Source organism: Catenovulum maritimum, from assembly GCF_001050375.1.
GTDB classification, from domain to species: Bacteria; Pseudomonadota; Gammaproteobacteria; order Enterobacterales; family Alteromonadaceae; genus Catenovulum; species Catenovulum maritimum.
This window is the reverse complement of record NZ_KQ130497.1, coordinates 17,131-32,082: the sequence shown is the minus strand read 5'-3', so window position 1 is coordinate 32,082 and position 14,952 is coordinate 17,131. Positions and strand designations below refer to the sequence as shown.

Below are 14,952 nucleotides of genomic sequence, written 5' to 3'. Positions count from 1 at the left end.
TAGCTTAGCTACAGTCTATCTTGATTAAATTGATAAAATGACTGCATCATCTTATTACTATTCAGTTCTGAAAATTCTAATAAATGCCAATAAACCGCTCTAGCTATCATAAAATTATCGCTCTCAAGCATAGTGAGCAAGCGAGCTTGAATACTGCTATTTTGAAGATTACTCTGCTGTAAAATAGAGAGCGTTTGGTGTACATAAGGGTAATGCTTAAAACTAGCAGCAACCTTAACTAATTCTTGATAAAACTCGGCGTTAAATATCAACGGATCTTGTCGCGATTTATCTTTAACTAAATTAAGTGCTAATCCCACAATATGAGAATTCTCTGATGATAATATTTCTATAATTGTAGAAGATAAAACACGTTTTGGTGCAGCTTTCACATAGCTAATAATAGCCTGAGAAAGTTCTAAATTTGCATTTGAGACTAAGGATAAAACCTTCTCAATTGTTTTAGCATCATAGGATTGTTTTGCGCTGAGCTGCTCTAAGGCATAGTGTTGCTCAATCCAGCTTCCAGTTGACATTTGGGTGAGCTCATTTACAGAATAAGACTCAGCAGACATATTTCTAATAATCTGGCTTACTGGACCATTTACATAATGCCAAAGAGTATAGCAAGTCCAGATAGCTCCTTTGATATAATCTTCATTTTTGATGTAGGTTGTCGCCCCTGAAAAACCATCTATACCAGCAGATTCTGTTGAGCCTGTGGTGACGAGTTCAAATTTTTCTAAGCTCGACAGTGTCGAATTTTTATTCGCCAATATTTGATCTAACTTGATATAATCTTCCAATTCAAAATCTAATGCATTTCCCTTTTCTAACTTAATCCCTGTGCCTAACTCTAATTCATGATAATGACCAAATTGATCCCAATGCAGCCTAACTTTGTCTACCTTACAGATGTTTTCACCACAAAAAACAGATTTAACATCCATATAATAAAAGTTCACATCATCAATTTGGTACTCATGTAGTTTTGCTTTGACCAAATCATCGTCGACACTCGCCTTATGACTAAACTCAACTTTTATCGTCTTAGAAATATCATGTTTGACTAAACTCGCTTGGCTGTTTAAACGGGCTAGGAAATTAGCTTGGCTCGATACACTGACCACCAAGGTAACCAGAATTAAAACTCTGATTACCTTGGTGAAACAAGCATTAGACTGCAACAACATTAACTATAAGCTCTAATTTCGAATAGTTTTACGCGTGGGTCGCCGTAAGTTTCATCTACTCGAATTCTAACTGCTGTGGTTTTTATTGAGTCAAAGTTAAATTTAATTAACCGAGTTCGATTCTCTTTTATCGTCTCAATAGTTTGCCACTTTCCTTTTACTCTAGCTTGAAGGCTAATTGATTTAACCATCTCTTCTGGCACTGTGTTGTTAAAGTTTTCATCATTTTTAGAATCTTTTCTCATCATGATGTTACGTTTAACATTGGTATCGCATTTAATTTCAATCTGTGACAGTTTTACAGTATCTTGCCACTCAACTTGCACATCAGCAGGCAAACCAACTGACTGCCAATGATGAATCTTGCCATCAATATCGCGCGACCAACCATTATTAAGCAATTCGGCATTACCAGAATGTGTCGTTGAAGCAAAAATACTCGCGGCTTTTTTCACTAAATCTTTAGTGTCATTTGCCGGACGCTTTGGAATAAACACATCGTCGCGTAATAACTGCTCTTGCAGCTGATTAATATGCTGCTGCGCAATTTGACGAGGCGTTGCATTTTTTTCAATACACATGGTTGCAGCTGTACCAACCGCCTGACCCATAAGCGCACAAGTCGCCATAATTCTTGAAGAAGCTAAAGCAATATGAGTTTGGCTGACATTTCGCCCAGCAAACATTAAGTTTGGTACATCTTTTGAGTACAGACTTCTAAAAGGAATTTGGTAAACTTCATCAAAATGCGCATGAAAGATAGTCGGCGCCATATGAATATTTTCCATGGCACCAGGGTTATGCTCGTCAATCCCCCAACCACCAAATGCCACTGCATCTGGGAAATGCTTATATGTAGTTAAATCCCTTTCAGAATGAATGTAATCACCGATAAAACGACGTGATTCTCTGCGTGATGGCAAAGACCCAACCCAGTCTAAAGCAAGCGTTTCAGATTCAGGGAATCGGCCTGAGTTTTTAATATAGTCCCAAACGCCATGTAAATACCCCATTAATTTATGGCGATTAATTTCTTGATCGGCAATTATGTCGTCATCACTTCCTACTTCAATCCACCATATACCTTCGTGGTAGGCATGAAATTTACGACGTTTGTGCGCATTTTTTTCATCAAATGGAATTGCCCAAGATGGCGCTCGGTAAGGAATTGGCTTACCCATATCTTTAGCAGACATCAATAATGATGCGCCCATTTGCCAGCCATCTGGCTCGTCTGGGGCGAATGTTTCATTAAATTCTTTTTTGCCTTCTCTACCTGTTCGGTATTCAGCACCTGCAGTTGCAGCAACTAAACCGTCGCCCGAGCAATCAATAAATATTTTACCACCGAGTAAATATTCGGTTTCGGTTGTTAATTGCCAGCACCTCACTTGACGAATTTTATCGCCATCCATAATAGCCTCAATACCTTGGGTATTTAGCATCAGCTCTATATTAGGTTCGCGCATCACGAAATCATATAAAACATGATCCCAGACAGGAAAAGACTCTTGTGGATTTTCGAATCGATTGTGCAATAAAATTTCTTCAATAATGCCAGTCTCACGTTCGGCAAGACCCGTTTTTAATCTATTAACGCCATTGAGATGAACTCGCATTTCACTAGACGCATTACCACCCAATACAGGACGGTCTTGGACAAGCACAACTTTTGATCCTTTTCGAGCAGCCGCCACTGCAGCACATATACCTGCAGCGCCACCACCTAATACAACAACATCGTAGTCAACTTGCTTATGACGATTTGGCAAAGTGCTTTTGCCCGTCCCTAAATGTAACCACTTGTCATTCTCACGATCCCCCAAGACAGCTTGCTTTGAAGTGGCTGAAATTGCAGGTGCTAAACCAGCTGTCGCCAAACCAGCAGCCCCCAATTTAAATAAATTACGTCTATGCATTCTAAAACCTCTAAGGCATTAATAAATAATATATCTATTTTGTCAGTACATGCTTTATGTAGAGGCCTGTAGAAATGACACATAAAAACTTAAAATATTTTTTATAGTAGAAATTAAAAATCTGCCCCCTCTTTAAAAATTAGTCTAAACTAAAAGTAAGCGCTTTCATTTAATTTGAGATAAACCAGTGAGAAATGTGGAAGTGTTAAGATTAGCCAATTTTTCAGCTAGCTCTAACCCTAAAACGGGGATTATCTACTTTGAACGCATGATCAAACATGTTATAAATCTGCTGGAATAAATTTTTGAATTAAGCGTATGACAACAATAAAAGAAGTTTCTGAACTAGCAGGTGTATCACTCGCAACCGTATCCAGAGTAATGAACGGTAGCGATCAAGTCACCCAAAGAACAAAAGATAAAGTAAAAAAAGCTATGGAAACATTAGGTTACCGACCTAACACTATGGCTCAGTCGCTAGCTTCAGGAAAAAGTAACAGTATCGGCATGATGATATCTGAACTCCACGGACCCTTTTATGGGCCCTTAATGTCAGGTGCCGAAAAAGTCATACGCCAAGCCAATAAACAATTTTTAGTCGTTGCCAGTCATGGTGATGAAAATAGTGAAAAAAAGGCAATCGACTATTTATTGGGTTGTAAATGCGATGGATTGATCCTCCACTCCGAAACATTATCAGATGAAGAACTGATAAAAATCAGTGAAAGCGGTATCGAAATCGTGCTCATTAACCGTTACGTTAAAGGGCTAGAAGACAAATGTATGTCAATCGATAACGTCAAAGGATCTAAAATTTCAACCGAATGGCTAATTGAAAATGGCCACACTAAAATCGCCTGTATATTAGGCCCTCAATGGAAGCACGATGCCCGCGAACGTTTTTGGGGATATCAGCATGCATTAACAGATGCCCGTATTCCGCTTGATCCAACCTTATTAGTCAGTGGTGATTTCCAAGAGTCAGGCGGCCGAGAAGGCGTAAAACAATTACTCGATGCCAAAAAAGAATTTACTGCCATATTATGTGGTAATGATGAAACGGCTTTCGGTGCGATTGAAGAACTTACCAATAGAGGCATTAAAGTGCCCGAAGATATCTCAGTCATAGGTTTTGACGATGTTCAATTTAGCCGTATGATCTCACCAAAACTCACAACAATACGTTACCCTATCTACGATGTAGGACTAGAAGCTTCGGCTGAGATTCTTGCCAAAGTTTACCAAATTAAAAATGCGATTCCTGATGGCGAAAAAGTACATGGTATTTTTGAGCCTCAGCTTATCTCTCGCGAGTCGGTAAAAAATATCAAGTCATAATCTAGGGTCAGTTGACGTTTGATATACAAATTACGTTCTAACTAAATGCGTTTTAATCGAGGCGTAGCGTTGAAGGCCCAATGGATTAAGTCAAAACGCTGCAAAGCTTCCGCTCCCAGCTCACGTTCCTTCCTTACATCCATAAAAGGAACAAAGAGTAAAACGCATTTAGGACGACCCCGAAAGGCAGAATAAGTAAGGTGTAGTTCACTCTGCTTTGCTCTCGAAATTCCCCGTTCTCGCTTACCCAAGCTATTGCCAATAAACGAGTTACAATATTGATTAAGCGAAAATCCGATAGGTAAAAACCAATAGCCCCGACTGCAGCTTTCCTACTAGCAATGCACAATACAAACTAAATCTTGTACTAATTTTTTTACATTTGTCTCAAATTAATTTTGAAAGCGCTTACATTTACTGTTGATATTTATTTTAAATGTACTATATTGTTATCAAACACAGATTTAATAAACTTTTTATTAACAAAATACGTATGTATTCGGTGAATATGGTTTAAATATCAGGGTTGCAACAAATTTTTGAAAGCGAAAATGCAAGCGCTTACAAAACATAACTATATTAATTAACTAGGAATTCGTTAAATGAATATTGCAGTTAAACATCTAGGTAAATTATCAACTCTTGCAGTTATGATTAGCTTAACCGGTTGTGGCAGTGACATAGCTACAAATACAGATATAGAAGCAGTAGATACCACCTCACCTGTATCAGATTGGAAAATGGTCTGGAACGATGAGTTTGACGGTACCAGCATTAATATGTCTAAATGGAGCCATGAAGTTGATTGCAGCGGCGGTGGAAATCAAGAAGAACAATGCTACACCGACAGCGCAGAAAACTCATATGTTTCAGACGGTACACTTAAAATTGTTGCTCTCCCAGCGGAAGATGCAGCTAAACCTTATACCTCAGCACGTCTAAGAACCTTAAATCAAGGTGATTGGACATACGGTCGTTTTGAAGTCCGAGCAAAACTACCACAAGGTCAAGGCACTTGGCCTGCTTTCTGGATGCTACCAACAGATGAAGTTTATGGTGGCTGGCCTCATTCAGGTGAAATTGACATTTTAGAAGCCGTTAATCTTAAAGTTGCCAATGACGACGGTACTTTGCAATCTAGCATTTACGGTACCCTGCATTATGGCAAATCTTGGCCTGATAACGTCAGTTCAGGTAAAGAATATGTTTTCCCTCAAGATCAAAACCCTGCCGATGATTTTCATACTTATGCTATAGAGTGGCAAGAAGGTGAAATTAGATGGTACGTTGATGGCTATTTATATCAGACTCAAAGAAGATCTGAAGTTAGATATAACAGCAAAGGTGAAGCTTCAGGTTTAAAACATCAAGGTTGGTTTGCTGAATATTACAGCCAACAAACAGGTGAGTTAGAAAATCACTGGACAAATGCTCCTTATGATCAGGACTTCCACTTATTATTAAACTTAGCAGTCGGTGGTTCATGGCCTGCTAATGTAAATGATACAGGCATCGACGAAACTGCATTTGAAAATGGCGGTCAAGTTTTTGAGATCGATTACGTCAGAGTTTACGAATGCGCTTTAGATCCAAATACAGGCCGTGGCTGTGAAACCTTACGCAAAGGTTACGACAGCGAAGAAGATGCGCTAGTTTTAGGTAAAGCACCTAAACCAGCAGCACCAACACCTCCTGGTCCGGCACAAAATTTAACTATTTTTGCTGACGCAAACAACCCTGATTGGCCAATTTGGGACTGTTGTGGTGGCTCAACACCGACAGTTGAAACTGATGGTGACTATGGCGCCGTTGCTGAATTTATAATTGGCTCATCTCCAACCGTAATGGGGTTCAATACTAATCAATCTGACGAACCTAAGCCTTATGACGCTTCTAGCTTTGTCGCAACAGGTAAAGTTGAATTTGATATGAAAGTAGTAACTCCGCCTAATGATGCGAGCGCAGTTTGGAAATTCAAAATTGAACAAGGTGGTACATCTACCGCTGTAGAACTTGATTTAACTGACAGTATCGAAGGTGTCGCACCTGTTACAGGCGAATGGCAGCACTACTCTTTTAGCTTACAAGACTTAGCAGATAAAGGCTTAGACGTAAGTGGTATAGATGTGCTTATGATTTTCCCAGCTTGGGGCAGCGGTGAAGGTGCGGTTTATCGTGTTGATAATGTCACTATCGGCTCTCCAGAGAACACAGCAGGTGCCTCTGTAGAATTAGTCTTATTTGAAGATACCAGCAACCTACAATGGCCAATTTGGGACTGTTGTGGTGGCTCAACGCCGACTGAAGAAACAGACGACGCGGACCATAACACAGTTGCTGAATTTATCATTGGCGCATCACCAACTGTTATGGGCTTCCTAGCTGAAGACAACTTATATTTCGATGCTTCATCAATTCAAACTGAAGGTGTTGTTCAATTTGAAATGAAAGTAACCAGTGCACCGAATGATGCAGCAGCAGTATGGAAGTTTAAAGTTGAATCAGGCGATACCACCACAGCCGTTGAACTAGACTTAACCGATAGTAATGAAGGTTTAGCACCAGCAACAGGCGTATGGCAAACCTATACTTTCCCATTACAAATGTTGGCCGACCAAGGTTTAGACACCTCTGCCATCGATGTAATTATGATTTTCCCAGCTTGGGGCACAGGTGAAGGTGCGGTATATCGTGTTGATAACGCAAAAATTTACAACCCGAATGCAGTTTCAGCGCCAGCAGGTTTAGATTTATTCAAAGACATGTCAGCCGCTAACTGGTCAATTTGGGATTGCTGCGGTGGCTCAACACCAGCAGAACAAACAGACGATGCACCATATGGCACAGTAGCAGAGTTCGCAATTGGCGCGTCACCAACAGTTATGGGCTTCCTAGCAGACGATAATGTTTACTTTGATGCAGAAGCATTAGCCGCTACAGGTTCAGTTAAATTTGATATGAAAGTTGTTACCGCACCGAATGATGCTGCAGCTGTATGGAAATTTAAAATTGAATCGGGCGATACCACCACAGCCGTTGAACTAGACTTAACAGATAGTAATGAAGGATTAGCACCAGCTACAGGCGTATGGCAAACCTACACTTTCCCACTACAAAAGTTAGCTGATGAAGGTTTAGATTTAACTGCCATCGATGTTGTGATGATATTCCCAGCTTGGGGAACAGGTGAAGGTGCTGTTTACCGTGTAGACAACGCAAGTATTTCAGCTCAATAAAATTTATAGCTTGGCAATTTAATTGCCAAGCCAAACAAAATTAACGGACAAGATTATTATCAAGTGATTTTGTTCAACTTGAATTAAATTAATCAAGAGTAGTGGATTTATGAAACACAATACTTTTAACAAAAATACACTTGCGTTGACTGTGTCAATGTTACTAGGTACTGGTGCTACCCTCCCAGCTTTTGCAGCAGAGGAAGCAGCAGAAGACATCGAAACAATCCAAATTAAAGGTATCCGCGGTAGCTTATTACGTGCAATGGATATGAAACGCGAAAGCGTTGGGGTTATGGATGGCATTTCAGCTGAAGAGATAGGTAAATTCCCTGACTCAAACTTAGCTGAATCTTTACAGCGTATAACAGGTGTTACCGTAAGCCGCTCAAATGGTGAAGGTAGTGAAATTACCGTTAGGGGTTTTGGCCCAGAATTTAACTTAGTGACACTCAATGGCCGCCAAATGCCTGGTACAGGTAACACACGCTCATTCAGTTTGGATAACTTATCACCAAATGGCGTTTCTGCACTTGAAGTTTACAAAACATCACGAGCTGAATACCCAAGTGGTGGCCTAGGTGCAACTGTAAACATAGCCACATTTAAGCCGTTAAAACAAAAAGGCCTAAACTATTCTGTCACAGCTAAAGGCATAGCAGATACCTCAGTTGAGCAAGGTGACTCAATCACGCCTGAAATTTCTGGCTTATTCAGCAATACCTTTGCTGATGATAAATTTGGTGTCGCTGTCGCTTTGTCTTATCAAGAAAGACATTTCCAACAGCAAGGTTCAGCAATTGATGGCTGGAAAGCAAACGTTGATATTGGCTCAGCTGCTATGGCGGCAGCCAATACAATAGACCCAAGAGCGTTAGCCACTGACGACAACCCAGATGGTGGCGATAACGATTTAGGTAAAGATAATGATGGTTTAATTGGCGCAGCCTTCTTCCCACAAAATCTTGGTTATTCTATCAGCGATGTTAAACGTACCCGTACCAATGGTCAGTTGACGCTGCAATACGCGCCTACTGAAAATTTAACAGCGACATTAGACTATGTAACAACAGAAGCCGTTACGTCTTCAGAAAGTTTAGCATTTGGTGTTTGGTTTAACTTTGGCGGTAATATCACCTCATACGAATTAGACGACAATGGTACAGTTTTAAACTTTAACGAATCTAATAACGATTACGCCCACACAGCAAGACGTGGTACTTTTGAAGTGAAAAATGAGTCAATTGGCTTAAACTTTGATTGGCAAGCAACAGAAAATTTAAATCTAATTTTTGATTATCATGATTCTTACTCTGAAGTAGATGATGCTGCAGATAAAGGCATGAATGCAAATGCATTTTGGATTGTTGGTGCCAATAACTTAGAGTCAAAAACTTACGATTACACGACAGGTGAAATTCCACAAATTGAACTATTTTGGGATCATGGTGGCGCAGAATCTAGACCAAATGATTACCAACCTCAGTTTGGCGAGTTCTTCTCTAACCAAGGAAAGTCAGAGATCAAACAATTACAAGTGCATGGTAATTGGGTAAGCCCAAATGACGGCATTTTAAGTAATGTTAAATTTGGCGTTGCAAGTACAGACCAAACCATGTCTGGGCAAGGCGCAAGCAGTGGCCAACAAGGTCCTTTCTATGGTAATGCACCAGATGCATACCCTGATAGCATGTTCACGCGCTATGAAACTAACGATTTCTTAGATCAGCTTGACGGTGGTGGCTCTGATTTAACCACTAACTACTTCTACCGTTTCGATTTTGCAGAAGCGATTGCAAGAGCTGGTGCATTAACTGAAGGTTTTAGCACAAGCCCATATGCAACTGGCGGAATTGACGCAATTGGTAGTGTTCAAGAAGAAACAAACAGCGCATATTTACAAGCCGATTTAGTGTTTGATATTGGTGATATGCCAGCAAACTTAAACATTGGCGCACGTTATGAACAAACCGATGTAACCAGCATCATAAAGCAAAAAGTTGAAGATAAAATCATTTGGATATCATCAACTGAGTGGACTTTAACGTCTAAAGAATTTGCAGAAGGTGAAATTGGCTTTGTCACCACCACAGGTGAGCACAACGTGTTTTTACCATCTTTGGATTTTGTGGTTGAGCCAATGGATGATGTAAAAGTTAAATTGTCTGCCGGTAAGTCTATTGCTAGAGCAGCATTAGGGAATCTTGCTGGTATTCGTTCATTATCATCAAACCCTAAACCAGGCGCTCGAAGTGGTAGCGCAGGTAACACGAACTTGCTGCCGTTTGAGTCAACCAATCTAGACCTTTCTTTAGAATGGTATTACGACGAAGCTAGCTATATTTCACTTGGCTTATTCAGCAAAAAAGTGAAAAACTTTATTACTAATAGCATCTCAGAAATAACAGTTGAAGGCTTGCGAGATCCACTTATTGGACCGAGAGCCAATCTAGCAAGAGAACAATTAGGTGGCGATCCAGACGCGGAAGCTTTATTCAATAAAATATTGGAAAATGGCGGCGGTAGTAAAGATCCTGTAACAGGTCTCGACATTATTGTACAACAAGATGACGATCCATTAGTCACTTGGTTAGTTAGCCAACCAAGTAATGGTGACACGAAAAAAGTTGAAGGTATAGAGTTTGCAATTCAGCATTTATTTGGTGACTCAGGCTTTGGTACCGCATTTAACACCACTTTAGTAGATGGCGACGTTAAATTTAATCCTTACAGCCTAAGCGAGCAATCTCCTTTAGTTGGATTGAGTGATTCTGCAAACTTCCAAGTGTTTTATGAAAAAGATGGCTTGTCGGTTAAAGCAACTTACGCTTGGCGTGATGCATATTTAGCGGGTATTGGCCAAGCGGCTGGCTCTTCTGACAACCCACCACAGTTTGGTAAAGAATATGCTCAGTGGGACGCTAGCGTAAACTACGATGTGACAGAAAAGCTGACTGTGTTTGTGGAAGGTTTAAACCTAACTAACGAAACTGAACAATTCTATGGTCGTTTTGAAGAGCAGTTCTTAAGAGCGCTTCAATATGGTCCAAGATATACCTTTGGTGCTCGTTACACTTTTTAATGAAAGAGAATCTCTAAAGCCGCATTCGTGCGGCTTTTTTTCGTTTAGAGATAGATTGCTTATGGCTATTTTTTCCAGAAATACAGTGAAAAAACATTAGTTTAGCTATAAGCAATTATCTAAAAATGATCCATACTTGTAGCAACAGAATTTTATAAGGTTAAATTGTGTCAAAGCCGATAAAGCAAATTATTATTCTAGGTGGCGGAACAGCAGGTTGGTTAACTGCAGGAACCATAGCCGCAGAGCACATGAGTCATTCTGACTCTGGTGTTAAAGTGACATTAATTGAATCGCCTGACGTTAAACCGATAGGCGTTGGCGAAGGAACTTGGCCAACAATGCGCGGTACACTCAAAAAAATGGGTATATCCGAAACCGACTTTATTCGAGAGTGTGATGCATCCTTCAAGCAAGGTGCTAAATTTGCTGGCTGGGTGACTGGTCAAACTGACGACTTTTATTACCACCCGCTCGTTTTACCACAAGGCTATACAGAAGTTAACTTAGCCAATTATTGGCAACAAATTTGCCCCAATAAAAATTTTACTGATGCGGTCAGCTTTCAAGGTTACCTTTGCGAAAAAGGCTTAGCACCAAAACAAAAAAATACCCCAGAATTTGCCCATGTCGCCAACTATGCTTACCATTTAGACGCAGGAAAATTCTCTCAGTTTTTACAAAAACACTGCACAGAAAAGTTAGGGGTTAAACATGTTTTGGATCATGTCACCCAAGTAAACCCTGAGGTAAATGGCGATATTAAAAGCCTAAGCACCAAAGCCAATGGGGATTTGTTAGGCGATTTGTTTATTGACTGCTCTGGCTTTAAATCTTTATTACTGGGTCAGCATTACCAAATTCCTTTTATCAGTAAAAAGCACATATTATTTAACGATACAGCACTTGCAGTACATGTACCTTACCAAACAGAAACCAGTCCAATCGCATCTCACACCATTTCAACCGCTCAATCTGCTGGTTGGGTATGGGATATAGGCTTACCTTCTCGCCGTGGCGTGGGTCATGTTTACTCAAGTCAGCACATATCAGACGATCAAGCAGAAGCAGAATTAAGACAGTACATAAGACAAAATTTACAAGCAGATGACAGCCAGCTAACCCCAAGAAAAATTGATATAAACCCAGGTCATAGAGAAGTTTTTTGGCACAAAAACTGTGTCGCTGTTGGCTTATCTGCTGGGTTTTTAGAGCCTTTAGAAGCTTCTGCTTTGGTATTAGTCGAGTTATCTTCGGCTATGATCAGCGAACAACTACCAGAAACCAGAGAGGTAATGCCTGTTATCGCCAAACGCTTTAACCAAAAGTTTAGATACCGCTGGGATAGAATAATTGACTTTTTAAAACTACATTATGTATTAACTAAACGAACTGATACAGCTTATTGGGTAGACAATTGCCGCTCTGAAACGATACCGGACGATTTACAAGAGCTACTCGCATTATGGCAATACCATACACCTTGGCATAACGACTTTACCCAAGTTGATGAAGTATTCCCGTCGGCTAGTTATCAATATGTTTTATATGGAATGGGCTTTAAAACCCAACCGTCAGCTAGCCAAAAGCGCGCTAACACAAATGCAGCACTGGCTAAGCAGCACTTTCAGCATAATGTGCAATTAACCGAAAAGCTGTTACGTGGATTACCGCAAAACAGGCAATTAATAAACGACATTAAGCAACAAGGCTTGCACAAAATTTAATTCACAATTTAATCGAGTATATAACATGCCAAATCATCAATTACTGGACAACGTCACACATAAAGATTTAAAGATTATTACTGAACATAGACCCGGTTTAGGTGACGATGCCAGCTATACCAATATTTTCCCATTTGAATATGCCGATGCTCAGGTCCACTACCCTATCTTTTTTATGAAAAACAATTTAAGTAATAAATTTGAGTCAATTGCGCTATTTGGCTTTGAACAGGGTGAAAATTTATACTTAAGCGAAGCAGGTTGGAACGCTAACTATATTCCATTAACCATAGCGAGAAGACCATTTTTAATTGGTTTTAATACCAAAAACGAAAATGGCGCTATCACAGAAGAAGCGGTTGTCCATGTCGATATGGATAGCCCAAGGGTGAGTGAGACGGAAGGCGAAAGTGTCTTTTTACCACAAGGTGGCCAGTCTGAATATTTAGAGCAAATCGCCAGCACACTTAATGCGATTCACCAAGGCCATCAACAAAATGATGAATTTATTCATGCTTTAGTGGAATTAGATTTATTAGAATCTGTGAATATTGAAGTTGAATTGAAAGATGGCAGTAAGCATCAACTCGGTAATTTATACACGATAAATGAAAATACCTTAGATAATTTATCAGATGCTAACCTATACGCTCTGCATCAAAAGTCATACCTAAAAATGATTTACATGGTCATTGCCTCTTTGGGTAACATAACTAAATTAATTGATGCTAAAAATGCTAGGTTAACACAAGGATAATTGCATGTCGGTAGACTACGCGAGCTTAAAACAAGTAAGCGAGATTGACAAATCTGACTTTACCAAAGAAAAGTTAAACTCGACCCAGCCCTTTATTGTTAGAGGCTTAATCACAGACTGGCCTCTAGTAAAAGCTGAAACCATTGAAGCTCAACAAGCCTACCTGCTACAAAAATACAACCAAAAATTGGTTCACGCGCTCATTGCACCAGAGCAAGAACAAGGGCGATATTTTTATAACTCAGAAATAACCGATTTTAACTTCAGCCGAGAAAATACCAGTTTAGAATCCATCATAGAAAGAATCAGATTAAATCCAGATAATAATGCCTACTATGTTGGCTCGACCGCTGTTGAACATATATTACCAGGCTTTCGCAGCGAGAATGATGTTGAACTTTTAAAATCGGTTTCTTTAGTCAGCTTGTGGTTAGGCAATGCCTCTCGAATTGCCGCACATTACGATATACCTGACAATTTAGCCTGCGTAGCCGCAGGAAAAAGGCGTTTTACCTTATTTCCACCTGAGCAATTAGATAACCTGTATATTGGCCCACTCGACTTTACACCGGCTGGACAATCTGCAAGTTTAGTCGATTTTCAGCATCCGGATTTTCAATCGTTTCCTAAATTTAAACAAGCACTCGCAGCAGCCCAAGTTGCCGAATTAGCGGCAGGCGATGCCCTATTTATTCCAAGCATGTGGTGGCATCATGTAGAAGCATTATCCAAGTTTAATATTTTAGTTAATTATTGGTGGCGACCAGTCGATATTTTCATGGCTGCGCCAACCGATGCTTTATACCATGCCATGCTTTCTATTCGTGATTTACCGGAAAACCAAAGAAAAATTTGGCAAGAAATGTTTGATCACTATATTTTCAACCCAAAGCCTCAAGAACACATTCCACCTGCCAGCAGAGGAGTTTTAAACCCAATTGATGATGTAACGGCGAGAAAACTCCGAGCTATGCTGCTCAATAAGTTGAACAGATAAACAGATTTTCTTAACTTTGCCTGAATATCGCTGTGATATGGAGCGATAATGCTTGGCAAAACTGTTTGTTTAAATCTAACCAGCGAAGCTTTATTTATAATAAACCATTACCTATTGCTTGTTAGCTGTCATTGGATTGAACACCTTTGATCCCTTTGAATACCTTACAAATTCCAACGGTCATAAATACAGCTGCCAAGGTTGGAAGATAAACCAATATTAACTCAACTAAAGAAAGAGAGCCCTCTTCTGAATAGCCCGATTCGGCTATAACTCCGGAAACAATACTTAGAACAAACATAACTAAACATGAGATAAATAAAAGCTTAGTGTCACTGTTGTTTAAGCGACGATGTAGTTTAAAAGAAGCAATTAGAAACACAATAAAGCAAGCAGTTATTACAAGCGTATCAATTGCGTAAAATAGAAACTCAAGCAATGAAAAGCCATACATCTCAAAAATTACTTGTTCAAAAAATTCCATTTAATATAAACCTTACTTTTGACCGCTAACGGGCAAATAATTTGCTTGGCTAAACTGAGGAATTAAGTGACAAAAGCCAAGCTTTATTTGTCACGGCTTATGCGCTTGTATGGATAATAAACCCATCTTTTTAATTTTAAAACCTGTTTTAGCAAAGTGAGACCTAAGCCTTAGCTGCAACTAATATTTAACAGTGGCTGTCATTAATTTTAGCCAAGC

At 39.7% G+C, this 14,952-nt stretch carries 9 protein-coding genes; 6 read left to right on the top strand and 3 right to left on the bottom strand.

The annotated features are described in order from the left end of the window. Nucleotides 1-8 precede the first annotated feature (8 nt). Both XM47_RS14190 and XM47_RS14185 read right to left on the bottom strand, forming a co-directional pair. Nucleotides 9-1,193, bottom strand: a complete 1,185-nt coding sequence (locus tag XM47_RS14190) for a hypothetical protein (protein ID WP_048693853.1) — start codon at nt 1,191-1,193, stop codon at nt 9-11. After that, the gene (locus XM47_RS14185) at nt 1,193-3,112 is read right to left on the bottom strand and encodes an FAD-dependent oxidoreductase (protein WP_048693852.1); all 1,920 of its coding nucleotides are present in this window, start codon (nt 3,110-3,112) and stop codon (nt 1,193-1,195) included. The genes XM47_RS14190 and XM47_RS14185 overlap by 1 nt, the downstream gene beginning before the upstream one ends. Nucleotides 3,113-3,430: 318 nt before the next feature. Here XM47_RS14185 and XM47_RS14180 point away from each other — a divergent pair, with 318 nt between their 5' ends. The 6 genes from XM47_RS14180 (at nt 3,431) to XM47_RS14150 (ending at nt 14,249) form a co-directional block, all read left to right on the top strand. Next, on the top strand, nt 3,431-4,450 hold the full coding sequence (locus XM47_RS14180; RefSeq protein WP_048693849.1) for a LacI family DNA-binding transcriptional regulator: 1,020 nt from the start codon (nt 3,431-3,433) through the stop codon (nt 4,448-4,450). 602 nt (nt 4,451-5,052) lie between these two features. Next, on the top strand, nt 5,053-7,686 hold the full coding sequence (locus XM47_RS14170; protein ID WP_048693842.1) for a glycoside hydrolase family 16 protein: 2,634 nt from the start codon (nt 5,053-5,055) through the stop codon (nt 7,684-7,686). Between the two features lie 109 nt (nt 7,687-7,795). Beyond that, complete coding sequence (locus tag XM47_RS14165) at nt 7,796-10,768, top strand: TonB-dependent receptor (protein WP_048693839.1); 2,973 nt, start codon at nt 7,796-7,798, stop codon at nt 10,766-10,768. Nucleotides 10,769-10,935: 167 nt separating this feature from the next. Next, entirely contained in the window at nt 10,936-12,495 is a 1,560-nt protein-coding gene (locus XM47_RS14160; RefSeq protein WP_048693835.1) for a tryptophan halogenase family protein, read from the top strand. A gap of 25 nt (nt 12,496-12,520) precedes the next feature. Continuing rightward, entirely contained in the window at nt 12,521-13,252 is a 732-nt protein-coding gene (locus XM47_RS14155) for a SapC family protein (protein ID WP_048693832.1), read from the top strand. A 4-nt stretch (nt 13,253-13,256) separates the two neighbouring features. Further along, nucleotides 13,257-14,249: a cupin-like domain-containing protein gene (locus XM47_RS14150; RefSeq protein ID WP_048693831.1), complete on the top strand. Its 993-nt coding sequence runs from the start codon at nt 13,257-13,259 to the stop codon at nt 14,247-14,249. A gap of 121 nt (nt 14,250-14,370) precedes the next feature. Here the strand turns inward: XM47_RS14150 and XM47_RS14145 are convergent, their stop codons facing one another. Then, nucleotides 14,371-14,733 (bottom strand): hypothetical protein, encoded by a 363-nt coding sequence (locus XM47_RS14145; protein ID WP_048693828.1) that lies wholly within the window; start codon nt 14,731-14,733, stop codon nt 14,371-14,373. Nucleotides 14,734-14,952 lie beyond the last annotated feature (219 nt).